Raw genomic sequence first — 24,683 nt, 5'->3', positions numbered from 1 at the left:
TGAGGTGGGTGAATTCCGTGCGGCCGGGCTCAGCGCCACTCCACTGCGAAGGCCCGCGCGGGATTGGCGACGAGAACCCGCCGCACCAGCTCCTCACCCACGGCGAGCGCGAGCCGGGGCGCCACCCGGTGCAGCAGGTGGGGCATCCCCGGCCCGCCGTCGACCGACCGCGCGGCGGCCGTCGTGGTGTCGCCGCCGAGCAGGATCCGGTCGCCGTGACCCGCCTCGACGAGGTCCTGTACGGCCCGCGGCATCCGCCAGTCGGTGGCGTGGTGGGCCCGCGACGGTCCGTCGAAGGCCAGGTAGCACCCCGACGCGGCGGCCTCCCGGTGCGCCACGGGGTCGGGGGAGCGGTTGAGGTGACCGAGAACCACCCGGTGCGGCGGCACGCCCAGCTCGCCGCACAGCAGCTCCAGTACGTCCGGCGCGCCCGTGCCCAGTTCCAGATGCACCGCTATGGGCGCCCCCGTCGCGTGGTGCGCCTCGGCCGCCGCCGACATGGCCCACCGCGCGTGCGCGTCCAGTACGTGGAAGCCGCCCGCCACCTTGATGAGGCCCGCCCGAACGCCCGACGTGCCGATGCCCTCGGTCAGTTCGGCGACGAAGACCTCCGCCGCCCTGCCCCGCAGCGGGGCGAGCACGTCCTCGGCGTAATGGACGTCCTGGTGCAGCCCCGTCGCGGCCACCAGGTGCACGCCGGTCTCCCGGGACAACGCGGGCAGGTCGGCGGCCCGTCTGCCCAGACCGTACGGCGTCCACTGCACCACCGTCCCGCCGCCCCGCTCGCGGAACGCGGTGAGCTCCGCACGGGCCGCGGTCACGCTCCGCAGTTCCTCGCCGGGCAGCCGGGGACTGGCGAAGAACACGTGGTCGTGCGCGTCGCACACGCCCAGCTCCCCGGGTGCCACGTCCCCGAGGACCGTGCGCACCGCGCTCACCACTGCCGCCCCCGAGGCAACCGCGCCCGCTCCGGACCCGACAGGTGCAGCACCTGGAAGACGTCACCCTCGCCCTCGCGCGGGGTGTCGTGCGCGTGCAGCGAGAAATGGACCAGCTCCCAGCGGGCGGTGTCCACGACCGCCGCCGCGAGCAGCGTCCCCTTTTTGCCCGCCAGCCGCTCGGTCTCCCGTACGGCCCCGGCCGCCACCTCCGACAGCGGCATCCCCTCCGGCACCGGTCGCCGCCGCCGTACCGCCGTGCGCGCGGGGGAGCGGGCGGCGCCGCCCTCCTCGTAGGCGAGGCCCGTCCACTGCCGGACCGCCGGCCGGCCGAAGTCGTCGGTGGGCCGCTGGAAGGCGCCCTCCCAGAGGAAGGAGTTCATGCCGTCCGTCGTGTTCCAGAGGTAGAACGGCGCGTACTGGTCGACCGGTGAGCCGTGCACCCCGCGCTCGCGCAGCAGGTACGCCTTGAGCCCGAGACCGGGCCAGTCGTCCAGCAGGTGCCCGGTGCGGGCGACCCGCTCCCGGATGACGTCCGTCCCGTAACCGACGGGCAGGGTGAACTCGTACTGCATGGCGTGCACGGGAAGTCCCCAGAGGTGTGAAGTCCGCTAGCGGTTACCGGCGTTCGGCGGCGCGAGCAGGGCGAGCAGGCCGCGGACGGCCGCGTCGAAGGCGGCGGGGGAGCCGGACGCGCGGGCGAGTACGTAGCCGCCCTGGACGGTCGCGACGACCGTCGCCGCGATCTCCTCCCCGTCCAGCGAGGGCGCGAACTCGCCCGACTCCTTGCCCTCCTCGACGATCTGGGCGAGCCGCTCCCGCAGCCAGTCCAGCGTCTCGTCCACGGGCGCGCGCAGGGCCTCGTCGGCGATCACCTCCGGGTCCATCGTCAGCCGCCCGACCGGGCAGCCGCGCAGCACGTCGCGCTCGCGCCGCAGATACGCCTCGACCCGCTCGTACGGCGTGCCCGGGCCGCTCAGTACTCCCTCCGCGGTAGCCCGCATCTCCTCGGCGGTGCGGCGGATCGCCGCCAGCGCGAGATCGGGCTTGCCCTTGAAATGGTGGTACATGCTGCCCTGCCCCGCGCCCGAGCGCTCCAGGATCGCCTTGGGGCTGGTGCCCACGTAGCCGCGCTCCCACAGCAGCTCACGGGTGGACTCGATCAGTCGCTCCGACGTGCTCATGCCCGCACTGTACATACCAGTAGTTACAGAAGTCGAGGAATGCGGGAAGCACGGGCGGACGGCCGGAGTACTCCCCGCGCGGTACGCGCACTGCCGCCGGCCGTACGACGCCCCGCACCCCCTGCCGGGACGACGCTCGGAAGCGACACGAAGGACATCGCACCGAGGAGTTGGACGACATGCAGACCCTGGCACACTTCGGCGACGGCGGGCCCGGACCCTGGATCCTGCTCTTCCCCCTGATCTGGGCGCTGATCATCGTCGGCGGCATCTCCCTGCTGCGCCGCACCGCCCGGCACGGCCGCCGCGGCCCCGGCCGGCCGCCCACCGTCGAGGACCACTCACCGATCACCGTGCTCGGCCACCGCTTCGCCTCCGGAGAGATCGACGAGGACGAGTACTGGCGCCGGCTGTCGGTGCTGGACGAGCGGTTCGGCCGGACGGGCAAGGGTGGTGCGGCATGACCACGACGACCTCCGTCCGGGCCGCCGCCCGGGTCGTCGATGCCGTGAATGGACGTCCTGCGCGCCATCGCGACCGAGTGACCTCACGGGGTTGCCAAACACCACCTGCGAGGGCCCGCTTCCCATCTGGGAGCGGGCCCTCGGCCCGACCGCCGTTTCCGCGTCGACGCCTGCCTGCGCAGTCCGCCGGCCGAGCGATCCTCGAAGCAGGAGTCGCCCGTTCCGCCGGGGATGCTGCGACCGCCGACTCACCCTCATCGGCCTGGAGAACAGCCTGGCCGCCCGGTGCACGGAGAACCTGGCCACCTACCGCGAGCGGGCCGCGCGGCGGGCGGCGGCCCGAAGGACCGGCGGGAACCCGCACAGTGGTCCCATGGCCGCTGTTCTCATCCCGCTTCTCCTGCCCCTCCTGTTCGGACTTTGGTGCTGGAGCCGTCCGCTGTTCTCCGGAACGTGGCGGCGCAGCCCCGCCTGGTTCGCCTGGAGTGCGCTGCTCCTCCTGCTGGGCGCCGGCGTCACCTACGTCGTCGGCTCCCTCGCCGGGGCGTCGCTGGACCCGGAGGAGGCGTGCCACCGAGCGGGCGAGACCTACGACCGGGCGTATCGCAGGGCGAACTTCGACGAGTACACGCGCTGGTTCCCGCTGCGCGACAAGTGTCACGCCGGCTACGACCTGGTGCCGGCCTGGGTGAACCCGGTCTTCGTCGCGCTCCTGGTGCTGGCGCTTGCCGGTCTGGTCCACGCCGTGGTCCTGGCCGTCCACCGACGCCGAACCGAGGAGAACGGCGCCGTGAACCGCGAGGCATGATGTCCTCTCCGCCAGTGCCGTCGGCCGGAGCGCCGCGAGGCGTGACAGCGCCGCCGGTGCAGACGACCGGAGCACACGATCCTGACCGCCGGGCCGCTGTCGCGGAGCCCGGCGCCAAGAGGTGTGGCCCGCCTCCCCGTCGACCGCCGGCGAGGACCCGTCGGCCCGCGGGACGGCGAAGGGTCACCGCCCGGTCAGCCGGCAACGGCCGACCGGGCGGGAGCGGGTTGGGATCTGCCGAGGTCGACCGTGTGCTCGACCTCCGCGAAGGCGGTGGCCGGCACCTCCTCGACCAGAGGCCGGGGCGGACGCGCGGCGACCGGCGGTGCGGCGGGAACGGCCGTCGGGAGCGTGAACCAGACGACCTTGCCGGAATCACCGTCCGGCCGGGCGCCCCAGCTCTCACTCATCGCGGCCACCATGGAGAGCCCGCGCCCGCACGTCGCCAACGGCTCCGCGTCGTCCACCAGGGGCAGCCGCGGGTCGTGGTCGCGTACGGAGACGGTGAGCCGGTCAAGGAGCAGCTCTATCTCCACGGTGCACGTCTTGTCGGGACGGGCATGCAGGTGGACGTTGGTCAACAATTCCGTCACGCCGAGCGCGGCCCGGTCGATCAGGGAATCCATGTGCCAGTAGCGCAATTGCGCAGATACGATTCTGCGGACCTGGCCGATCCGCGACGGCAGGGCTTGGAGCTCCACCGTGCAGTGTCTGCTTGGGTGACTGATCACGGCTGCGACTCCCCGACTAGAGGTCCGGAAGAACACGGAGTTCGGATCCAGCAGGGCGCACGCGGCGCGCCGCCGCCTGCTGTCATGGCCGGCGGGCTGGTTCGCAGCGTTATCGCCGGTAAACCCAGAGTGACGTGAGACCAGCGTGACGCAAGGGGTGTGGCACCGCAAGTTACGGACATTTCAGCCGCGTCGCCCGGCCGCCCTGCGCACCGCCTCGATGAAACGGCGGGCCGCGGGCGGGCCCGGCTCGCCCGGCGCGGGGTCCCGCTCGCCGAGCGTGAGCAGGTACCGCTTGCCGTTGAGGTCGGCCAGGGCGCGGTCCTCGGGGGCGAACCAGGGCCGGGAGGCGCGCACCGCCTGCACCGGGGCGCTGTCGATCTCACTGCCGTAGCTGGTGAGCAACTCCACCCTGCCACCGCTGATCCGGACCGTCCCGGCCCGGGTGAGGGAACGCAGCCGCTTGCCGATCCGCACCCCCGTCGCCCTGAACTCCGGCTCCGCCATGCCGTCGCCCCCTCGTGCGCGTCGCTTGCCGGACCGTGCCCGTCGCCGGGCCCGGGTACCGGCTCGTGTCGTGCTCCAGTGTGCGCCCGCGGCGGGAACCCTCGGATGTCGGCTCCCGCCCGCTGGCAGTCTGCCCGCACCGCGCGCCCAGCACCAGTGCGCGCCGTCCCCTTTCCGAGGCGACCGGAGCACTCGCGCGAATGCGCCCCCGCCTGGCCGCCGCTACCCGCCCCAGAGGTGTCTTTGAGGCCCCCAAAGGTGTGTTTATGCAGGTGAGAAGCGTGTTGAAGATGCCTATGATCGAGGCGTCGGCCGCGCGAGGCGCCGTCGGCGCGCAGCGTAAGGAGCCCCGTCGTGAGCAGCACCCAGCAGTACCGCACCGGCGCCACCCTCGACGTCGACCACAGCGACACCGCCTACCGGGCATGGCTGAAAGAAGCCGTGCGCAAGGTCCAGGCCGACAACAACCGCTCGGCCGACACCCACCTGCTCCTCTTCCCGCTGCCCGAACACTGGGGCATCGACCTGTACCTGAAGGACGAGTCGACGCACCCCACCGGCAGCCTCAAACACCGGCTCGCCCGCTCACTCTTCCTCTACGGCCTGTGCAACGGCTGGATCAGGCCGGACCGGCCCGTGATCGAGGCATCCAGCGGCTCCACGGCCGTCTCCGAGGCGTACTTCGCGAAGCTGATCGGCGTGCCCTTCATCGCCGTCATGCCGCGCACGACCAGCACGGAGAAGATCCGCCTGATCGAATTCCACGGCGGACAGTGCCACTTCGTGGACGACTCCCGCCGGATGTACGAGGAGTCCGCACGCCTCGCTGCCGAGACCGGCGGTCACTACATGGACCAGTTCACCTACGCCGAACGCGCCACGGACTGGCGGGGGAACAACAACATCGCCGAGTCGATCTTCCGCCAGCTGCGGCTGGAGCGGTTCCCCGAACCGGCGTGGATCGTCGCCACGGCCGGCACCGGCGGCACCTCGGCGACCCTCGCGCGCTACGTGCACTACATGCAGTACGACACGCGCGTCTGCGTGGCCGACCCGGAGAACTCCTGCTTCTTCGAGGGCTGGACCACCGGCGATCCGGACGTCACCTGCGACTGCGGCTCCCGGATCGAGGGCATCGGCCGGCCCAGGATGGAACCGAGCTTCGTGCCCGGCGCGATCGACCGCATGATGAAGGTCCCCGACGCCGCGAGCGTCGCCGCCGTCCGGGCCCTGGAGCGGGCCATCGGCCGCAAGGCGGGCGGCTCCACGGGCACCGGGCTGTGGAGCGCGCTGAAGATCGTCGCCGAGATGGTGGCCGAGGGGCGGCAGGGCAGCGTGGTGACGCTGCTGTGCGACCCGGGGGACCGGTACCTCGACAAGTACTACTCGGACGCCTGGCTCGCCGAACAGGGCCTGGACATCGAGCCGTACACGACGGCGATCGAGTCCCTGCTCCGGACGGGAGCCTGGACCGGCTGACGACGAGCGCGCCGGACCCGCTAGGGGCGGGCGAGTCGCCGGTCCAGCGAGGTGACCGCGTCCCGGAAGGCCCGTCCGAGGCCGGGACGTGCGCGGTCGAGCACGAAGCGGAACAACGCCGTACCGTCCGCCGCGAACGTCCACTGCACGCGCGTGCCGCTCCCGGCGGGCGCCAGCCGCCATTCCTCGACCATGGCACGGGCACCGGGCGCGTTGGTGACGTCGACGCGGTACGCGTACACCTCGGGCCGCCGGGCCGTCAGCACCGTCTCCACGAAGCGCGTACCGCCCCTGAGCCGGATCTCGCGCCCCGCTCCCGCCCCGATGGGCCGGGCGAACGTCACCGCCGAGAACCAGGCGGTCCAGCCCGGTACGTCTTCCGCCAGCGCACGGAAGACCCGGTCCGGGGCGGCCGAGATCTCCCGCGCGAAGACCAGGCGTACCGGCGCGGTCTCGACGAAGCCGGCCCCCACCGGACGCAGACGGTGAACCATGGACGCAACAACCCCCTCGGGTGAAGCCGCGGACGCGGGCGGTCGGGCGGGTGGCGCCACGATAGCCGGGGGCGCGCCGGGTGTCAGCGGCGCCACAGGGCGCAGGCGCGGGCGAGCCGCGCTCGGGAGCGGGGCCCGCGGGCGGGAGCGCTTCTCCGTGCCCGCCGAGCGGGGCCGGGGCGGGCACGAGCGCTCCGGGGCCCCGGCACGCCAACAGGGGGTCAGTCGGACGCGGCCGGCTCCGCCTCGCCCGCCACCACCAGCCCCAGATGCTCCGAGATCTCCGCGCGGGCGTCCGCCGGCAGCCCCGCGTCGGTCACCAGCGTGTCCACCTGCTCCAGTGTCGCGAAGGAACTCAGGCCCACGACACCCCACTTGGTGTGGTCGGCGACCACCACGACACGCCGTGCGGACTGCACCAGCCGCCGGTTGGTCTCCGCCTCCGCGAGGTTCGGCGTCGACAGGCCGGCCTCGGCCGATATCCCGTGGACGCCGAGGAACAGCACGTCGAAGTGGAGCGTCGCGATCGCCTGGTCGGCGACCGGGCCCACCAGCGAGTCGGACGGGGTGCGCACACCGCCGGTGAGCACCACCGTGGCCGCACCCTGGCGCGCCCCCGAGGTGCGCTGCGCCACGTGGAACACGTCGGCCACCCGCACCGAGTTGGTGACCACCGTCAGGTCCGGCACGTCCACCAGCCGGTGCGCCAGGGCGTACGTCGTCGTACCGCCCGACAGCGCGATCGCCGCACCCGGCGCGACCAGTTCCGCCGCCGCCCGCGCGATGTCCTCCTTGGCGGTCGGCTCCAGACCCGACTTCGCCTCGAATCCCGGTTCGTGCGTGCTCGCCTCCACCACCGGGACCGCGCCGCCGTGCACCTTCTCCAGCACGCCCTGCCGGGCCAGCGCGTCGAGATCGCGGCGGACCGTCATGTCCGACACGCCGAGCTTGCGGGTCAGCTCGTTGACCCGGACCCCGCCCCGGCGGCGCACCTCGTCCAGGATCAGGGCGCGCCGCTGTTCCGCGAGGAGGTTCGGATTCTCACTCACGTACGCTCCGGTCCTTTCGCCGCGAAACCGCCCGACACGCCCGGCGCACCCGCCCCGATCGGGAACTCCCCGGCTCCGGTGCGCGGACGTCCCATCCTCGCACGCCCCGGTACGCGCCGCGCCACCGCCTGCGCGCCGCGCACATGTCACCCGCGTCCCGTCCCGGCTTCACCCGTCACACAGTTCGGGGAGATTCGGTGCCGAGGGGTGTACGGCGCCCGCCGAGCGGAGATCCTTGTGCCCGCACGTACACAGCCGACGCGCGTTCACCGGGGGAGCACGGACAGTGGAGCAGGCACAGGGACGGGCCGGGACGGGCGAGCGGGAAGCTCCGGGACCGCGTGACGGGGAAGACGGGAGAAGCGGCACCGCCCTGGAGCTCCTGGTCCACGGAGTGGGCGGCACGACGCCCGCCGAGATGCTGGACGACCCACGGACCGTGCGGGTCACCGGCGACCACATCGCGGCCGTGTTCCGGCGCACCGAGGACACCGACGCCGAGTCACGTCCCGAGGACTACCGGGGCCGGCCGGTGCCCGAGGCCTACGTGTGGTGCAACCTCACCTCCGGTAACGGCACCCGCGCCCTGTGGCTGCTGCTCCTGCCGTTCATGGTGGTCAACCTCGCCCACTGGATGCGGCCCACGGCGCGCGGCCGGACCCGGACGGTCCGCCTCTACGGGCTGCTGGTGCGGCTGGCGGGACTGACCCTTACTGTCCTGCTGGTCGCCGGGGCCTGCGAGGTCGCCCTCGACCTCGTGGCCTGGCAGTGCGCGGGCACGCACGCCTGTGCCGAGCGGCACTCCTGGCTGGGGTTCCTGTCGCCGGTGATGTCGGACGGCGGCTGGTGGAGCACGCCCGGCCGCAGGCTCGCCCTCGCCGCCGCGGTGCCCGCCGCGCTCACCGGACTGCTGTGGTACCTGTCGCTGCGCACCTGGCGGGCGTACGAGTCCCAGCAGCCGATGGACCGCGAGACCGGCTCGGACACCGCCCCCGAAACCGATCCCCAGTCCGGCCTCGGAGAGGAGGCCCGCACCGCCCTCAACCAGCCCGGGTTCTGGTACGGGCGCCGACTCGTGGCCCGGCTGCGCGCCGCCCACACCGCCGCCGCCCTCCTGACGGTGGCCGCGGCGGCCGGCGCACCGGCGGCCCGCTTCGACCGCCGGCCGGGCGGCCCCGCGCCGCTCGACACGCTGGGCTGGCTCCTGATGACCGCACTGGTCGCGGGGGCGGTCGCAGTGGTCACGGTGGTCTGCCGCCGGGGCCGCAGCGAGCGGCGCCTCGACCGGGAACTCGACGAGCGCCTCGTACGGCTCCTGCCCCTGGCGGCCCTCATCCTGTTCGTCATGGCCCTGCTGTACGGCGGCTGGGCCCGTCCGGGGTGGTCGTCGGCCGGGCGGCTGCCCGGGGACATGACCTTCGGCGGCATCGCCCTGGTCCAGGGCCTGCTGGTCGTCGCGCTCGCGGTGGTCGCCCACGTGCTCCACCGCAGCCGCCCCGACGCCCGAGCCGCGATCCGCGGCCTCGGCGGGCCGGCTGTCGCCATGCTGGCCTGCGCGCTGGGCGGGGTGATGTCCGGCGGTGTCGCCCAGCGCGTCTCGGACTGGCTGGACGGGACCGGCACCTCCATCGACGGGCCGCCGGTCCTGCTGACCTGGCAGGCGTCCGTCATCCCGTTGCTGCTCGTCGTCGTCCTGCTGCTCTGTGCCGCGCTCGCCCGGCACACCTGGCGTCTCGCCCGCGCCGAACGGGCCGACATCGAGGGCGACCACCCGGGCGAGGCCGGGGACCCAGGGCGCACCCGCCGCATCGCGCTCACCCGCGCCCTGGCCACCCTCACCGACCGGGCACCCCTCCTCGTGGCCATCGTCTCCGCGACCACGCTGCTGCTCGGCGCCGGGGCCCTGGTGGGCGCCCTGACGACCGACCGGGTCCCCGCCGACGCGGCGCGGGGGACGTACGCCGTCGTGCACGGTGCCGCCCAGACCGCGCAGGCACTGGGCTCCTGGCTCATCGGCCTCGGCTTCATACTCTTCGTCACCTGGGGCAGGCGCGCCTACAAGGACGCCTCCGCGCGGCGCACCATCGGGATCCTGTGGGACGTCGGCACCTTCTGGCCGCGCGCCGCCCACCCCTTCGCGCCGCCCTGCTACGCGGAGCGCGCGGTGCCCGACCTGACCTGGCGGATGGCGACCTGGACCCGGGCCACCGGTGGGCGGCTGGTCATCTCCGGCCACTCGCAGGGCAGCGTGCTGGCCGCCTCGGCGGCCTGGCAACTGGAGCCGTCCGCCCGCAAACGGGTCGCCCTGCTCACCTACGGCTCCCCGCTGGAGCGCCTGTACGGCCGCTGGTTCCCGGCCCACTTCGGACCGGCGGCGCTCGGCTCCCTGCACGAGGAGGTCGACTGCTGGCGCAACCTTCACCGGCGCACCGACCCCATCGGCGGTCCGATGCGGTTGCCCGGAGACTCGGGCCCCGCGGTGGACCGCCCGCCCCTCAAGGATCCGCTGACGTACGGCCGCACCGAACTCCACCCGCTGCCCGCGCCGATCCTCGGCCACTCCGACTACCAGGCCGACCCGGCCTTCGCCGAGGAACGGCAGCGACTGCTCGCCCGCCTGCGCCCTGAGGTGCCGGCACCCCGCCACACCGGCAGTCACCCTTCCGTTCCGTCGGCGGACGGCGGGACGGGGGACTGCTAGGCCGACTTCCGTCCGCGGTCGCGCCCGGAGCTCTACGGCAGCTCAGGCAGGTCCTCGGCGTACAACAGGGTCAGGTCGTCCGTGTTCGGGTCGGCCAGCTGGGCGACCCGGCTCGCGTGCCGTTCCACCATCGCCTCGAACGTCTGGCGGGCGGTACGGCCGTTGCCGAAGGCCGGGCCCTTCGGGATCTCCGTGAAGTACTTCGTCAGCGCCTCGGACGCGCCCGGCGCCAGCCGGTACTCGTGCTCGTCGGCCTGCTGCTCCACGATCCGCAGCAGCTCCTCGGGGCCGTAGTCGCCGAAGGTGATGGTCCGCGAGAAGCGGGAGGCCACGCCCGGGTTGACGGACAGGAAGCGTTCCATCTCCGCCGTGTAGCCCGCGACGATCACCACGACCGCGTCCCGCTGGTCCTCCATCAGCTTCACCAGCGTGTCGATGGCCTCCTTGCCGAAGTCCCGGCCCGCGTCCTCGGGGGAGAGCGCGTACGCCTCGTCGATGAACAGCACGCCGCCGTGCGCCCGCTGGAACGCCTCCTGGGTGCGGATCGCCGTGGAGCCGATGTGCTCGCCGACCAGGTCGACCCGGGACACCTCGACGAGGTGCCCCTTCTCCAGTACTCCGAGGGAGGCGAGGATCTCGCCGTACAGCCGGGCGACCGTCGTCTTGCCGGTACCGGGGGAGCCCGTGAACACCAGGTGGCGCTTGACCGAGGCGGCCTTCAGGCCCGCCTGCTGCCGGCGCCGGCCCACCTCGATCATGTCGGTCAGGGCCCGCACCTCGCGCTTGACACTCTCCAGGCCGACGAGAGCGTCCAGTTCACCCAGTACGGCCTTGGAGGTCCGCGCCGGCTCCACCGGGGGCGCACCGGCGATCAGGGGCTCCTGCTCGGTCCTGCGCTGGCCGGGGATGGAGCCCAGCAGGCCGGGGGTCTGGCCCACCGTCTGCACGGCCGGCTCCGGCGCGGCGGGCGCGGTCAGGCCGGTGCTCTCGTCGCTCGTGCAGTCCTCGACGAGCGGGCCGGAGTCACGGCCTGCCTCCGCGCCGCCGTCCGCGAACTCGTACCCGCCCCGCGCGCACCGTTCCGTGCGGCACTTCTTCAGCGTCGTACGGCAGCCGTCGATCACGTGGAAGCCGTAGCCGGCGCTGCCGGTCACACGGCAGTTCAGGAAACTCCCGCGGCCGCCCGCCGACACGTAGACGCCGGCCTCCGAGGGGGAGTCGACCGTGCAGCGCTCGATGGTGGGGTCGGCGCCCTTGGTGACGATCACGCCGGTGCGGTTGCCGTCCAGGGTGCAGTTGTTCAACGTGCCGCCGCTGCCGTGGTCGCGGAACCAGGCGCCCGTGGCGGCGTCCCGTATGCGGCAGTCGTCGAGCTGGGCGGTGGCGCCGTCGCTCACCGACACCGCGGTGTTGCGCACCTGGGACAGGTCGCTGTCCACGACGTCCGCGCGCGAGCCGCGGTCCAGGACGAACAGCGCGTCCGGCACGTCGTGCACCCGGCAGGAGTCGAGGACGGCGGTGGCGCCGTCGCTGACCCAGACCGCCGGGTAGTCACCGGTGCTGTCGAAGATCTCGCACTGGTTGGCGTCCACGCGGGTGCCCGGGTCCCACACCGACAGTCCGTTGCGCCCGAACTGCCGCACGCTGGTGCGGGTGAGCGTGAGCACGGAGCGGGACCGCAGGTCGACCGCGTTCTCCGGGACGTCGTGGATGCGGCAGTCGGCGAGGGTGAGCACCGCGTCCGTGTCGAGGGTGACGCCGTCGCCGGTGGTGCGGTGCACGTCGCAGTCGGTCAGGTGAGCGGTGGCCCGGTTCGTGACCTGCACGCCGCTGCCCCGCACCTCGTAGACCTCGCAGCCCACGGCCTCGAGCGCGGAGCCCTCTCCCGTCACCGTCAGGCCCGAACCCGCGGCGTGATGCACCCGGCAGCGCTCCAGCCGGGGATGCGCGCCGGAGCGCACCGCGACGCCCGCCTGCCCCGCGGAGACGACCTCGCACTCCTCGAACACGCCGCCCCCGCCGTCCAGGACGGCGAAGCCGGCACCGGCCGGATTGTCGACGACGCAACGCCGCACCGTGGGCCGCGCGCCGCCGCGCACCTCTATCCCGGAGGCGGAACGCGCGACCACCCTCAGACCCAGCAGCTCCGGCGTACCGTCCTCGACGAGCACCGCGGGCGCCGCGGCGTCCTGGCCCTCCACATGCAGGTCCTGGATCACCGCCGAGGCGCGCACGGTCAGCGGGACGCCGTCCAGGGGCGCGATCCGGACCGAACCCTGCCCGCCCTCGGGCCCGCGCAGGGTCACCGCCCGGTGGACGACGAGGTTCTCCCGGTAGGTCCCGGGGGCGACGGTGAGGACGTCACCGTCGGCCGCGGCCTCCAGGGCGGCGGCGAGCGATGCGTACTCACCCGTGCGGCGCCGCCACCGCGAGGTGCCGGTGTGCGTCACCTGGACCGTGCCCTGTGCCATGGCGTTGCTGTGCCCCCACCTCGTCGTACGCGGGTTGTCGCCGATTCGGTTCGGCCGGTCCACCGTAGCGTGCGCGCAGGTGGTGAGTTGACCGGAGGCCGAAGCCCGTCAGCTGTCCGCGCCGGTCCTGCCCCAGTCCGGGCCGGCCCGCTCCCACTCCTGCTCCAGCCGGGCGTACCGGCGGTGGACCATGCGCCGCACGGCGATCCGCCGGCCGGCCTCGACCAGGGCCGCGGCCACCGACCCGGCGCCGATCCCGGCGAGCACGGCGTGCGTCGTCGCGGTCGCGGCGTCCAGCGGGCGGGCCACCGTCCGTCCCTGCCCGTCGGTCCATATCGCGAAGTGGTCGCCGGGGGCGGGGTCGTCGAGGCTCGCCATGAGGGAGCCCTCGTGCCGCGAGCCGTCCGGCGCGGTCCAGTCGGCGAGCACCCGGCTGCGCAGGTCCCCACCGGAGGCACCCTCCGGGTCGACGGTCAGTGGCGGACGCTCCAGAGGGCGGACCACGGTGGCCGTCACCCGGTGCCGGGACTCGTGCTGTTCACGCACCGACCGCTGCAGGGACTCCTGCGCCGAGACGCCCACGAGAGCGCCGACGAGGGGAGCCACGGTCAGGATCAGCAGCAGCCCCGCCAGGGCCGTCCACGCCTCGGCCAGGTCCGTCGGGCGGCACAGCGGATTGTGCCGCCAGCGCCAGAGCCCTCCGATCGCCCGCACGAGCCGCGCCCCCTTCCCAGTCCCCGCCGCCCCCGGCCGGGCCGTTCACTCGTCGCCCGTCCCGGGGCGCACGCGGCGCGCTCTCGCGAGCGTGCCCCCGCCGGGTTTCTCACGAACCTCTCACAAAGCCCAACGCGCGGGCCGCGGACCGGGTTCCCCGCCCCGGCCGGTGACCTGAACCGGCCGGTGGAGGAGCGGCACGTCATCCGGAGACCCGCACCGGGTCGCCCACCCGGATCGTGCCGCGGCCGAGGGGGACCAGGTTCTGCCCGAAGACCAGTTTGCCGTCGGCGCGGCGGTGCAGGCCGAGGGTGTGCAGGGGCTCCCTGCCGCGCTCCGAGGTGTCCTGGTCGGTGGTCGTCACGACGCAGCGTCCGCACGGCTTGGCGACCCGGAAGGCGACCTCGCCCACGGTGATGCGGGACCAGCCGTCCTCGGCCCAGGGTTCGGTGCCGGAGACGACCACGTTCGGCCGGAAACGGTTCATGGGCAGCGGGCCCTCGCCCGCGTGCTCTCCGCGCGCGATCAGGGAGTTGAGGGCGTCGAGGGAGGCCGTCGTGGTGAGCAGCAACGGATAGCCGTCGGCGAAGGTGACGGTCTCACCCGGCAGTGCGTACCGCGGGTCGACGGGCCGACGGGTGGCGGGGTCGTCCAGGTAGACCAGCCGGACGTCCTGCTCGAGGAAGGCGCTGCACCAGGCGTGCACGGCCTCGTCCTCGGCGGGCACCGCCTCGACCTTGTCCCGGAAGACCTGTGTCGGCACGGTGGTCCCCGCACGCGGAACCGGCACCGCGACCGGCTCCCGGCCGGATGCGGACAGCCGGACGCCGCCGCCGGGCAGCAGTTCTGCGGCGACCAGGGCGATGCGCGGCTGCCCGCGTTGCGTGACGACCTTTCCCCCGTCGTCGATCAGCATCCAGCGGCGGTCTCCGGCCAGCCCCCAGGGCTCCACGACGGCCTCCCGGAGCGCCAGGCTCCGGGACGCCTTGACCGGATGGACGTGAATCGACTGCAGTCGCGCGTTCCCCATGGGGTCATCGTGCCAGGTGGCACCGACACCCCCGGGAACGGCTCAGTAGCCGCGGTACTGCTGCTGGTTGTACGGGTCCTGATACGGCGCCGGAGCCGGCCGGGGAGCCGCGGGGCGCATCGCCTCGTACCCCGCCGGGCCGGGCGCCACAGGGCGGGGCGGCTGAGGCTGCTGGGGGCCGGGGTACCCGCGCGGGGCGGTCGCCTGCTGCGGGATGTACGCGGCGGGCGCGTGCTGCAGCGGGGCGGGCTGCGGCGCCTGCTGCGGGTAACCGTAGGAGGGCTGGGAGGGGCCCGCCGGGAGGGCGGGCAGAGCCGACGGGAGCGCGGGCAGGTGACTGCCCGGCGCGTCGTACGCGGCGGGGACCCGGATCGGGGCGATCTGCGGGGTGCCCCGCTCGGCCACGAGTGAGTCGTAGATCGGAGTGTCCGGGAAGGAGGCGGAGTAGTAGCCGCCGCCATAAGTGGAGCGGGGGGAGGTCATGGGACATAAGTTAAGCCCACGATGTGCTGGTTGGGGAGACCGATAAGAGGGTTGTTTTACGTGTCCGCAGTGACCGGGCATCCCCAATGCGAGCGAATTCGGCGAAAAGGGGCGACACGCCTTGCGATCTTGAGGTAAAGGCCGAGTTCCGGGCGGGTTACCAGCGGTTGTCCCGGCCTCTTCCGGCACCACTCGTGAGCGACGGGCGGCCGGGGAATAGGTTGGGCGCGGAGAACAGGCGGACCGCCGGGACGGTCCCGGCTCGATGACACGCGATGGGGGCGGACATGTCAATGCCGAAAGGATCGAACACCCCGGTGCCCACGACGGCGCTCCGGGTCGAACTGGGCCGGCGAACCGGCCCCGGAGTGCCCGACGTGGACGCCTCGGCGCTGCTCCTGGTGGGCGGGAAGGTCCGGTCCGACGCGGACTTCGTCTTCTACAACCAGCCGGCGCACGCCTCCGGCGCGGTCCGCCACGAGGGCAAGCGGGACGCCGGCGGCCGGGTGACCGACAGTCTGCTCGTCGACCTCGCGCGCGTGGAGCCCGCCATCGAGACGGTCATCCTCGCCGCCTCGGCGGACGGCGGAACGTTCGGGCAGGTCCCCGGTCTGTACATCGAGGTCCGCGACGCGGCGCGGAACACCGTTGCCGCCCGCTTCGACAACCCGGGCGCGACCATGGAGACGGCCTTCGTGCTCGGCGAGTTCTACCGCCGCCAGGGCGCCTGGAAGTTCCGCGCCGTCGGACAGGGCTACGACCGCGGGCTCGAGGGCCTGGCCACGGACTACGGCATCTCGGTGGACGAGCCGCAACAGGCGCTCCCGGCCGCCCCGCAGGCACCTCCGGCCGCCGCGCAGGCACCCCCGGCCGCCCCGCAGGCACCCCCGGCCCCGCCCGCGACCCGGCCGGCCACCACCCCGCCGCCCCCGCCGACGGCACCCCCCGCCGAACCGGTCCGGCTGACCAAGGTCACGCTGACCAAGGCGGCACCCTCCGTCTCGCTCACCAAGCAGGGTGGCACCTCGGGCGCCATGCGCGTCAACCTCAACTGGGAGGTGCGCAAGCAGTTCTCCGGCTGGGCCCGCAAATTCGGCCGCCCGGTCGCCATGCACGACGACCTCGACCTGGACCTGTGCTGCCTTTACGAACTCACCGACGGCAGCAAGGGCGTCGTCCAGGCGCTCGGCAACGCCTACGGCGCCCTCGACCGGCCGCCGTTCATCCACCTCGACGGCGACGACCGCACCGGAGCCGTGGCGACCGGCGAGAACCTCACGATCAACCTCGACCACAAGCAGTACTTCCGGCGCATCCTCGTCTTCGTCACCATCTACGAGGGCGCCCGCTCCTTCGCCGACCTGCACGCCACGGTCACCCTCCAGCCGCAGTACGGCGCCCCGATCGACTTCTCGCTCGACGAGTGCACGGTCCCCTCGACGGTGTGCGCCCTCGCACTGATCACCGGCACCGGCGACGACCTGGTCGTCCAGCGCGAGGCCCGCTATCTGGTGCCGGAGCGCGGGGTGAGCCCGCAACGGACGGTCGACCAGGCCTACGGGTGGGGCATGAACTGGACCCCCGGCCGGAAGTGACGCTCCCCGGGCGCGCGTTGGCCTTCCCCGTGCGCACGCTCAGCCCTCGTCGGCCACGGCGCCCGGACGGGCGTAGGTCCGGCCCTTCCAGGCCGCGCCGCGCCCCCGGTAGTGCTGCACCGCGGAGTCGACGGTCATGAGGAGGTAGAGGAGCGCGGTGAACGGCAGCAGCGGGGCGAGCCACAGCGGCTGCCGGTAGTACCGCAGCATCGGCAGGTACGTCCCCGCCATCACGAGCCATGCGGCGGCGCCCGGGAAGAGCGCCGCCGCGTTCCCCGTCGCCGCGCCCACGACCACCGCCGCCGGCGGCACCAGGTACACCAGCGCCAGACCGGCCACCGTCCCGGCGAGCACCAACGGGTTGTGCCGCAGCTGCGCGTACGCGCTGCGCGAGACCATCCGCCACAGGTCGTGCAGCCGCGGATACGGACGGACGCTGTCCACCCGGTCGGCCAGACCCAGCCAGACGCGACCGCCGACGCCCTTGACCGCCCGGGCGAGAGCCACGTCGTCGATGACGGCGTGCCGGATGGCGTCCGGGATCCGGGCCCGTTCGGCGGTGTCGGCGCGCAGCAGCACACAGCCGCCCGCCGCGGCCGCCGTCCGCGTCACCCTCTTCCCGTCCGTCCCGCCGATCCACCGGAACGGGTACAACTGCGCGAAGAAGTAGACGAAGGCCGGCACCACCAGCCGCTCCCACACGCTGTCCACCCGCAGCCGGGCCATCTGCGAGACGACGTCGTGACCGCCCGTGCGGGCCGCCGCCACCAGTCGGCGCAGGCTGTCCGGCGCGTGGGCGATGTCGGCGTCCGTCAGCAGCAGGTACTCGGGCTCTCGCGCGCGGGCCAGGCCGATGCCGTGCCGCACCGCCCAGAGCTTGCCGGTCCAGCCGGCCGGCGGCTCCCCCGGCGAGGCCACGGTGAGCGGCAGTCCCTCTCGCCGCCGGGCCAGGTCGCACGCCAGTTCCCCCGTACCGTCCGTGCTGCCGTCGTCGATCAGGAAGACCTCCGCGCGCCCCGGATAGTCCTGGGCGAGCAGGGACGGCAGACTCGCGGGCAGGACGGCCGCCTCGTCGCGCGCCGGGACGACGACGCAGACGGACGGCCACACGTCCGGTTCCTCCTGGACCGGCAGCCGGACGTCCGTACGCCAGAAGAAGCCCCGGGCGAACAGCAGCCACAGCCAGGCGGCGAACGAGAGGGCGGATACGACGGTCACGACGGCAGTCCACACATCGGCGCTCACGTGCGCAGTCTGCCCCACGACAAGGGGCCGCGACGGCGCATCGACTATGGTGGCCGGGTGAAGATCGCGCTCATGGACTCCGGAATCGGTCTGCTGGCGGCCACCGCAGTAGTACGGCGCCTGCGACCGGACGCCGATCTCATCCTCTCCCTGGACCCCGACGGCATGCCCTGGGGCCCGCGCACCCCCGAGGACCTCACCGCACGCGCCCTCGCCGTGGCCGAGGCGGCCGCCGCGCACCGCCCGGACGCCCTGATCGTCGGCTGCAACACCGCCACCGTGCACGCGCTGCCCGCGCTGCGCGCCCTTCTTGAACCCGAGGTGCCGGTCGTCGGCACCGTCCCGGCGATCAAGCCCGCCGCGGCCGGTGGCGGTCCCGTGGCGATCTGGGCGACGCCCGCCACCACCGGCAGCGCCTACCAGCGCGACCTCATCGAGAAGTTCGGCGCCGGAGCGAAGATCACCGAGGTGCCGTGCCCGGGGCTCGCCGACGCCGTCGAGCACGCGGACGAGTCGGCCATCGACGCGGCCGTCGCCGCCGCGGCCACCCTGACGCCCGACGACGTGACGACCGTCGTCCTGGGCTGCACCCATTACGAGCTGGTCGCCGAACGCATCCGCGCCGCCGTGCAGAGCTCCGCCGGACCGCGCCTCGTCCTGCACGGCTCCGCCGGTGCCGTCGCCGCCCAGGCACTGCGCCGGATCGGCGCCAGGCCCGACCCCGGCGCGCCCGCCGAAGGCACCCTCACCGTCCTGCTGAGCGGACGCGAGGGCACGCTGCCCGCGCCGGCGCTGGCCTACGACGAGGGCCGGCTGCTGCGCGCGGTCACGCCGGCGCGCTGACCGGCGGGCCCGCCCGGTCGGCCCAGTCACTCTGCGCGACGAGGTACCGACGCAGCGAAACCTGAGTAACCTCATATCCATGAGGCGTCGCCGCGGCGAGAGCATCCCCCCACCGCACGTCTGGACCGGACGTGCCACCAACCGGGTCCAGTGGTTCCTGGCCCTCATCGGCGCCGCCTGCCTGGCGTTCGGCATCGCGCTGGCCGTCGAGTCGGCCTGGGAGTCCGGCGGCGCCCCGCTGGCCATGGCGGTCGTCGGCTGCATCGCGGCGGGACTGCTGGTCCTCTTCGGCACGCTCGCCTTCGTGCACGTCGCGCTCAGGGTCGACGAGGAGTGCCTGGAGGTCCGCTGCGGCCACATCGGCGTGCCCCGCCGCCGCATCCCCCTCTCCCAGGTCGCCGGCGCCGAGTTCGCCCCGCACGTCACGCCGCGCCACTGGGGCGGCTGGGGCTACCGCTGGCGTCCGGAGAAGGGCACCGCGGTCGTCGTACGCCGCGGCGAGGGGCTGATCCTGCGGCTGTGGGACGGCCACACCTTCACCGTCACCGTGGACGACGCGGAAGCGGCCGTCCAGGTCATCAAGGACCGCCTGCGGCCGAAGGCGCCCGGCTCGGCACGCTGAACGCGCCGTTGCGGTGTGTCGGCCGGGCCGGCGGACGGACAGCGATCCGGTCGGCGGACAGCCAGGAGAGGCCGTTCGGCGGACCGGACGGCCGGCGCGGATCGTGCGGTGCGGCGGCGGCGCCCGCCCACGGTCCGTCGGCAGCCGGTGACCGTGCTGTCGGCCGCTCGGTCACTCGCCGTACACTCCGGGGGGTGACAGCCACCGCAACCTCCGTCGGCGAGCCGGACCGGACGCAGCCGCGGAACGCACCCGCCTCGCGCGCCGCCGCGCGGCTCCTGCGCCTCCTCCCTGCCGTCGCCGCCGCGCTCTCCGGAGTGCTGCTCTACGTCAGCTTCCCGCCGCGCACCCTGTGGTGGCTGGCCCTGCCCGCCTTCGCCGTCCTCGGCTGGGCGCTGCGCGGCCGCGGCTGGAAGGCGGGCCTCGGCCTCGGCTACCTCTTCGGCCTCGGCTTCCTGCTGCCCCTGCTGGTGTGGACCGGCGTGGAGGTCGGCCCCGGCCCCTGGCTCGCCCTGGCCGCGGTCGAAGCGGTCTTCGTGGCGCTGGTCGGCGCGGGCGTCGCGACGGTGTCGAAGCTGCCGGGCTGGCCCTTGTGGGCGGCGGCGCTGTGGATCGCGGGGGAGGCCGCACGCGCGCGCGTGCCGTTCGAGGGCTTCCCCTGGGGCAAGATCGCGTTCGGGCAGGCGGACGGGGTGTTCCTGCCGCTCGCCGCGGTCGGCGGCACACCGGTACTCGGCTACGCGGTCGTCCTGTGCGGCTTCGGCCTCTACGAGGTGGTGCGCCTGGCCGTCCACGCGCGCCGCACCGGAGAGGTACGGCGGAGCGCGGCGACCGTGGCTCTCCTCAGCGTGGCCGTGCCCGTCCTGGGAGCCGTCGCCGCCCGCCCGCTGGTCAGCGACGAGGCGGAGGACGGCACCGCGACCGTCGCCGTGATCCAGGGCAACGTGCCCCGCGCGGGCCTCGGCTTCAACGCCCAGCGCCGGGCCGTACTCGACTACCACGCGCGCGAGACGCAGCGCCTGGCCGCCGAGGTCAGGGCCGGCAAGGTGGACCGGCCCGACTTCGTGCTCTGGCCGGAGAACTCCTCGGACATCGACCCCTTCGCCAACCCCGACGCCCGCGCGATCATCGACCGGGCCGCCAGGGCCATCGGCGCGCCCATCTCCGTCGGCGGTGTGGTGGAACGCGACGGCAAGCTGCTCAACGAGCAGATCCTGTGGGACCCGGACAAGGGCCCGGTGGACACGTACGACAAGCGGCAGATCCAGCCGTTCGGCGAGTACCTGCCGCTGCGCTCGCTCATCGGCGCGATCAACGACGAGTGGACCTCCATGGTCAGCCGGGACTTCAGCCGGGGGACGGAACCGGGCGTGTTCACCATGGCCGGGACCGAGGTGGGGCTCGTCACCTGCTACGAGGCCGCCTTCGACTGGGCGGTGCGCTCCGAGGTCACCGACGGCGCCCAGATGATCTCGGTGCCCAGCAACAACGCGACGTTCGACCGCAGCGAGATGACCTACCAGCAGCTCGCCATGTCCCGCGTCCGCGCGGTGGAACACAGCCGGACCGTCACCGTGCCGGTGACCAGCGGCGTCAGTGCGATCATCATGCCGGATGGGAGGGTCACCCAGAAGACCGGCATGTTCGTGGCGGACTCCCTGGTCCAGGAGGTGCCGCTGCGCTCCTCCGAGACGCCCGCCACCCGTCTGGGCGTGGCTCCGGAGATCGTCCTGCTGCTGGTCGCGGCCGGCGGACTCGGCTGGGCCTTCGGCGCCGGTGTGCGCGGTCGGCGCGCCGGTGGCGTGTAGCCGTACGCCCGCCGAACGCCCCTCGACACCGCCCGGGGCGGCACGGCCGGACCGTTAGGGTCGTTCGCATGGCTACTCCCGACTTCATCCGCGATCTGCGCGCAACCGCCGGACACCAGCTGCTGTGGCTTCCCGGAGTGACCGCCGTCGTCCTCGACGACGAGGGCAGAGTGCTGCTCGGCCGGCGGTCGGACAACGGACGCTGGTCCCTGATCGGCGGCATCCCGGACCCGGGGGAGCAGCCCGCGGCCTGCGCCGTGCGCGAGGTGGAGGAGGAGACCGCCGTACGGTGTGTCGTCGAACGGCTGGTCCTCGTCCAGGCGCTGAATCCGGTCACGTACGACAACGGGGACGTCTGCCAGTTCATGGACGTCACGTTCCGCTGCCGGGCCGTGGGAGGCGAGGCAAGGGTCAACGACGACGAGTCGCTGGAGGTGGGCTGGTTCGAGGCGGACGCGCTGCCGGACCTCGGGGAGTTCGGGCAGTTCCGGATCAAGCAGGCGCTGTCCGATGCCCCCACATGGTTCGACACCACCAGCTCCGCCTGAAGTATGGAGCGCGCCCACATGTGGTGCGGGGCGTGGCCTGCCTAGGGTCGGGACATGACCTCGTCCAGTGTCCTCCCGGCTCCCCACGCCTCCTCGCTCGACCTCCGCGGCCGCACCGCCCTCGTCACCGGTGCCGCCGGCGGCATCGGCCGTGCCTGCGCGCAGCGGCTCGCCGCGGCCGGGGCCGAGGTCAGAGCCGTCGACCGGGACGCCGCCGGACTGGACGCGCTCACCGAGAGCTGCGCCGGCCTCGCGGGCGGTGTCGCACCGCACGTCCTGGACCTGACCGACCTGGACGCCGCCGAGCACGCCGCGGCCGGCACCGACATCCTCGTCAACAACGCCGGTCTGCAGCTGGTGCGCCCCATCGAGGAGTTCCCGCCGGACGTCTTCCACACGGTGCTCACCGTGATGCTGGAGGCCCCCTTCCGCCTCATCCGTGGTGCCCTGCCCCACATGTACGGGCAGGGCTGGGGTCGCATCGTCAACATCTCCTCCGTCCACGGCCTGCGCGCCTCGGCCTACAAGGCGGCGTACGTGGCCGCCAAGCACGGACTGGAGGGACTGTCCAAGACCGCCGCTCTCGAAGGCGCGGCCCACGGCGTCACGTCCAACTGCGTCAACCCCTCCTACGTGCGCACCCCACTGGTGGAGAAGCAGATCACCGACCAGGCCAGAGCGCACGGCATCCCCGAGGAGCAGGTACTGGCCGACGTGCTGCTGAGGGACAGCGCCGTGCGGCGGCTCATCGAACCGGACGAGGTCGCGGAGGCCGTGGCCTACCTGTGCGGCCCGCAGGCGTCCTTCGTCACCGGTACGTCGCTGGTCCTGGACGGCGGATGGACCGCCCACTGACCAGGACGCGACCCGCGCACCGAACACGGCCGCGTCCCCGGCCGACCCGGGTTTTCCACAGGCCTGCCGGGACGACCATGCGATGGGGAATCCTGTGAGCATGTCCCGCGATCACGTGCAGTCCGCCGAGCGCCCCGCCCACGATGCCGGGTCGCCGGCCGGCGACCCGGCGGACCCGGCGCCCGCGGCCGTCGAGACGCCCTTCCTGGACCTGCTGGCCAGGGGCGCCTCCGCCGACGCCTACGAGCAGCCGGTGCTCCTCGCCCGCGCGGAGGGGACCCCGGCCGAGCGGATCGCCGCGCTCGAAAGGGCCAAGGACCTCGCGCTGCGCGTCCGCTCCGAGCTGGAGGGCAGCCGGCGCCGGGAGGCCGAGCTGTCCGCGCTCTTCGAGACCGCCCACGACCTGGCCGGACTGCGCGACCTGGACGCCGTCCTGCGCGCGATCGTGCAGCGGGCCCGCTCACTGCTCGGCACCGACGTGGCCTACCTCAGCCTCAACGACCCCGCCCGGGGCGACACCTACATGCGGGTGACCGAGGGCTCGGTCGCGGCCCGCTTCCAGCAGCTGCGGCTCGGCATGGGCGAAGGACTCGGCGGTCTCGTCGCCCAGACCGCCCGTCCCTACGTCACCGACGACTACTTCCAGGACGCCCGCTTCCAGCACACCCGCACCATCGACGCCGGCGTGCGCGACGAGGGCCTGGTCGCCATCCTCGGCGTCCCCCTCATGCTCGGCCACCACGTCATCGGTGTGCTCTTCGCCGCGGACCGGCGCGCCCGGGTCTTCGAACGGGAACAGATCGCCCTGCTCGGCTCCTTCGCCGCCCTCGCGGCGGCCGCCATCGACACCGCGAACCTGCTCGCCGAGACCCGCTCAGCCCTCGCCGACCTGGAACGGGCCAACGAGATCATCCGGGACCGCAGCGGCGTCATCGAGCGCGCCTCCGACGTCCACGACCGGCTCGCCGAACTCGTCCTGCGCGGCGGCGGGGTCCACGACGTGGCCGCCGCCGTCTCCCACGTGCTGGACGGCACCGTCGAGTTCACCGAGGCCGCCGCCGCACCGGCACGCGCCCTGGAGACCTCCCGAGCCGAGGGCCACGCGGTGCGGCACGAGGACGACTGGATCGCCGCCGTCACGGCCGGCGGCGAGCTGCTCGGCGCCCTGGTGCTCCGCGGCCACCCCGGACTCGACCCCGTCGACCAGCTCACCCTGGAGCGGGCCGCGATGGTCACCTCCCTCCTCCTGCTCGCCCGGCGCTCCGCCGCGGAGGCTGAACAGCGCGTCCGCGGCGAGCTGCTGGACGACCTGCTCGACGCCCGCGACCGCGACCCACGCCTGCTGGGCGACCGCGCCCGGCGGCTGGGGGCCGACCTGACCGCCACCCACGTCGTGCTCGCCGCCCGCCTCGACACCACCGCGCCCGACGCCGACCAGGAGGCGGACGCGCGCAGACGGCTGTGGGCCGCGGCCTCCCACCTCGCCGCGACCCGGCACGGCCTTGCCGCCGCCAGGGACGGCGGCACCGTGCTCCTGCTGCCCCTGGCCGCCGGCGACGGCGCGAGCGACCTGGCCCGCCGCACCGCCCGGCACCTCGGCACGGCCGTCCACGAGGCCGTCACCGTCGGCGCCTCCGCTCCCGTGAAGGACCTCGTCGCCCACCCGGACGCCGTGGCCGCCGCGTACACCGAAGCCGGACGCTGCCTCGACACCCTCCGGCTGCTGGGCCGCCCCGGGGACGGCGCCGCCGCCGAGGACTTCGGGTTCCTCGGCCTGCTGCTGGCCGGCGACCAGAACGTCTCCGGCTTCGTCGAACGCACCATCGGCCAGGTCCTCGCCTACGACGAACGGCGAGGCACCGAACTGGTGCGCACCCTCGACGCGTACTTCGCCTGTGGCATGAGTCCCGCGCGTACCAAGGACGAGCTCCACGTCCACGTGAACACGGTCGCCCAGCGCCTGGAACGCGTCGGGCGCCTCCTGGGTGACGACTGGCAGAGCCCCGACCGCGCGCTGGAGATACAACTGGCCCTCAGACTCCACCGCTTGTCGATACCGGCACAGCACTGACCCCCGCACGCACGGGCGTACGGGGGCCGGTGGAGGGGCCGGA

23 protein-coding genes are annotated in these 24,683 nt (G+C 73.7%); 11 read left to right on the top strand and 12 right to left on the bottom strand.

Annotation, left to right across the window (positions count from 1 at the left end; translation table 11 throughout):
* Positions 1 to 29 precede the first annotated feature (29 nt).
* From ACLIN4_RS04040 to ACLIN4_RS04030, 3 genes are read right to left on the bottom strand one after another with little or no spacing between them, the layout of a single operon-like run.
* Positions 30 to 938: a phosphotriesterase family protein gene (locus ACLIN4_RS04040; protein ID WP_107476972.1), complete on the bottom strand. Its 909-nt coding sequence runs from the start codon at positions 936 to 938 to the stop codon at positions 30 to 32.
* Positions 935 to 1,522: a DUF4865 family protein gene (locus ACLIN4_RS04035; protein WP_411575500.1), complete on the bottom strand. Its 588-nt coding sequence runs from the start codon at positions 1,520 to 1,522 to the stop codon at positions 935 to 937. The genes ACLIN4_RS04040 and ACLIN4_RS04035 overlap by 4 nt, the downstream gene beginning before the upstream one ends.
* A gap of 27 nt (positions 1,523 to 1,549) precedes the next feature.
* Complete coding sequence (locus ACLIN4_RS04030; RefSeq protein WP_257101492.1) at positions 1,550 to 2,122, bottom strand: TetR/AcrR family transcriptional regulator; 573 nt, start codon at positions 2,120 to 2,122, stop codon at positions 1,550 to 1,552.
* 179 nt (positions 2,123 to 2,301) lie between these two features.
* Between ACLIN4_RS04030 and ACLIN4_RS04025 the strand changes: the two genes are divergently transcribed.
* Together ACLIN4_RS04025 and ACLIN4_RS04020 are read left to right on the top strand one after the other, a co-directional pair.
* Entirely contained in the window at positions 2,302 to 2,586 is a 285-nt protein-coding gene (locus ACLIN4_RS04025; RefSeq protein ID WP_289907691.1) for an SHOCT domain-containing protein, read from the top strand.
* A 373-nt stretch (positions 2,587 to 2,959) separates the two neighbouring features.
* Positions 2,960 to 3,394 (top strand): hypothetical protein, encoded by a 435-nt coding sequence (locus ACLIN4_RS04020; protein WP_107476966.1) that lies wholly within the window; start codon positions 2,960 to 2,962, stop codon positions 3,392 to 3,394.
* Between the two features lie 194 nt (positions 3,395 to 3,588).
* Here ACLIN4_RS04020 and ACLIN4_RS04015 read toward each other — a convergent pair whose 3' ends face one another.
* On the bottom strand, positions 3,589 to 4,125 hold the full coding sequence (locus tag ACLIN4_RS04015) for an ATP-binding protein (protein ID WP_289907690.1): 537 nt from the start codon (positions 4,123 to 4,125) through the stop codon (positions 3,589 to 3,591).
* Between the two features lie 183 nt (positions 4,126 to 4,308).
* On the bottom strand, positions 4,309 to 4,632 hold the full coding sequence (locus ACLIN4_RS04010; protein ID WP_043375860.1) for a hypothetical protein: 324 nt from the start codon (positions 4,630 to 4,632) through the stop codon (positions 4,309 to 4,311).
* A 354-nt stretch (positions 4,633 to 4,986) separates the two neighbouring features.
* Between ACLIN4_RS04010 and ACLIN4_RS04005 the strand changes: the two genes are divergently transcribed.
* On the top strand, positions 4,987 to 6,111 hold the full coding sequence (locus ACLIN4_RS04005) for a PLP-dependent cysteine synthase family protein (RefSeq protein ID WP_107476967.1): 1,125 nt from the start codon (positions 4,987 to 4,989) through the stop codon (positions 6,109 to 6,111).
* Between the two features lie 20 nt (positions 6,112 to 6,131).
* Here ACLIN4_RS04005 and ACLIN4_RS04000 read toward each other — a convergent pair whose 3' ends face one another.
* Positions 6,132 to 6,605 carry an SRPBCC family protein gene (locus ACLIN4_RS04000; protein WP_107476968.1) on the bottom strand — a complete coding sequence of 158 codons (474 nt, stop codon included), beginning with the start codon at positions 6,603 to 6,605 and terminating at the stop codon, positions 6,132 to 6,134.
* Between the two features lie 221 nt (positions 6,606 to 6,826).
* On the bottom strand, positions 6,827 to 7,654 hold the full coding sequence (locus tag ACLIN4_RS03995; RefSeq protein ID WP_100045801.1) for a DeoR/GlpR family DNA-binding transcription regulator: 828 nt from the start codon (positions 7,652 to 7,654) through the stop codon (positions 6,827 to 6,829).
* Between the two features lie 286 nt (positions 7,655 to 7,940).
* On the opposite strand from ACLIN4_RS03995, the gene ACLIN4_RS03990 reads away from it, so the two are divergent.
* Positions 7,941 to 10,355 carry a hypothetical protein gene (locus tag ACLIN4_RS03990; RefSeq protein WP_289907689.1) on the top strand — a complete coding sequence of 805 codons (2,415 nt, stop codon included), beginning with the start codon at positions 7,941 to 7,943 and terminating at the stop codon, positions 10,353 to 10,355.
* A gap of 32 nt (positions 10,356 to 10,387) precedes the next feature.
* Here ACLIN4_RS03990 and ACLIN4_RS03985 read toward each other — a convergent pair whose 3' ends face one another.
* The 4 genes from ACLIN4_RS03985 to ACLIN4_RS03970 all read right to left on the bottom strand — a co-directional run bounded on the left by ACLIN4_RS03985 (position 10,388) and on the right by ACLIN4_RS03970 (position 15,053).
* Positions 10,388 to 12,826: a right-handed parallel beta-helix repeat-containing protein gene (locus ACLIN4_RS03985; protein ID WP_179342416.1), complete on the bottom strand. Its 2,439-nt coding sequence runs from the start codon at positions 12,824 to 12,826 to the stop codon at positions 10,388 to 10,390.
* A gap of 108 nt (positions 12,827 to 12,934) precedes the next feature.
* Positions 12,935 to 13,540 carry a hypothetical protein gene (locus tag ACLIN4_RS03980; protein ID WP_107477572.1) on the bottom strand — a complete coding sequence of 202 codons (606 nt, stop codon included), beginning with the start codon at positions 13,538 to 13,540 and terminating at the stop codon, positions 12,935 to 12,937.
* 202 nt (positions 13,541 to 13,742) lie between these two features.
* The gene (locus ACLIN4_RS03975; protein WP_307653208.1) at positions 13,743 to 14,570 is read right to left on the bottom strand and encodes an MOSC domain-containing protein; all 828 of its coding nucleotides are present in this window, start codon (positions 14,568 to 14,570) and stop codon (positions 13,743 to 13,745) included.
* A 42-nt stretch (positions 14,571 to 14,612) separates the two neighbouring features.
* Positions 14,613 to 15,053 (bottom strand): DUF6643 family protein, encoded by a 441-nt coding sequence (locus ACLIN4_RS03970; protein WP_107477574.1) that lies wholly within the window; start codon positions 15,051 to 15,053, stop codon positions 14,613 to 14,615.
* A gap of 293 nt (positions 15,054 to 15,346) precedes the next feature.
* Here ACLIN4_RS03970 and ACLIN4_RS03965 point away from each other — a divergent pair, with 293 nt between their 5' ends.
* A complete protein-coding gene (locus tag ACLIN4_RS03965) occupies positions 15,347 to 16,648 on the top strand; it encodes a TerD family protein (RefSeq protein ID WP_411576729.1) in 1,302 nt (433 codons plus the stop codon).
* A 39-nt stretch (positions 16,649 to 16,687) separates the two neighbouring features.
* Here the strand turns inward: ACLIN4_RS03965 and ACLIN4_RS03960 are convergent, their stop codons facing one another.
* Positions 16,688 to 17,911, bottom strand: coding sequence for a glycosyltransferase (locus tag ACLIN4_RS03960; RefSeq protein ID WP_179342778.1), 1,224 nt, complete (start codon positions 17,909 to 17,911; stop codon positions 16,688 to 16,690).
* Between the two features lie 39 nt (positions 17,912 to 17,950).
* On the opposite strand from ACLIN4_RS03960, the gene ACLIN4_RS03955 reads away from it, so the two are divergent.
* From ACLIN4_RS03955 to ACLIN4_RS03930, 6 genes are all read left to right on the top strand, one after another.
* Complete coding sequence (locus tag ACLIN4_RS03955; protein ID WP_381912185.1) at positions 17,951 to 18,736, top strand: glutamate racemase; 786 nt, start codon at positions 17,951 to 17,953, stop codon at positions 18,734 to 18,736.
* Positions 18,737 to 18,815: 79 nt separating this feature from the next.
* Positions 18,816 to 19,358 (top strand): hypothetical protein, encoded by a 543-nt coding sequence (locus ACLIN4_RS03950; RefSeq protein ID WP_107480263.1) that lies wholly within the window; start codon positions 18,816 to 18,818, stop codon positions 19,356 to 19,358.
* A gap of 194 nt (positions 19,359 to 19,552) precedes the next feature.
* A complete protein-coding gene (gene lnt / locus ACLIN4_RS03945; protein WP_382024026.1) occupies positions 19,553 to 21,166 on the top strand; it encodes an apolipoprotein N-acyltransferase in 1,614 nt (537 codons plus the stop codon).
* A gap of 68 nt (positions 21,167 to 21,234) precedes the next feature.
* A complete protein-coding gene (locus tag ACLIN4_RS03940; RefSeq protein WP_107480264.1) occupies positions 21,235 to 21,714 on the top strand; it encodes an NUDIX hydrolase in 480 nt (159 codons plus the stop codon).
* Positions 21,715 to 21,768: 54 nt separating this feature from the next.
* Positions 21,769 to 22,569, top strand: a complete 801-nt coding sequence (locus ACLIN4_RS03935; RefSeq protein ID WP_107480265.1) for a 3-hydroxybutyrate dehydrogenase — start codon at positions 21,769 to 21,771, stop codon at positions 22,567 to 22,569.
* Positions 22,570 to 22,669: 100 nt separating this feature from the next.
* Positions 22,670 to 24,640 (top strand): helix-turn-helix domain-containing protein, encoded by a 1,971-nt coding sequence (locus ACLIN4_RS03930; RefSeq protein ID WP_289907685.1) that lies wholly within the window; start codon positions 22,670 to 22,672, stop codon positions 24,638 to 24,640.
* The last annotated feature ends 43 nt before the right edge of the window (positions 24,641 to 24,683 follow it).

The sequence above is a fragment of the Streptomyces mutabilis genome, from assembly GCF_046628145.1.
Taxonomy (GTDB): domain Bacteria; phylum Actinomycetota; class Actinomycetes; order Streptomycetales; family Streptomycetaceae; genus Streptomyces; species Streptomyces mutabilis.
The sequence above is the reverse complement of the archived record's forward strand: the minus strand, read 5'-3'. Positions and strand labels throughout refer to the sequence as shown.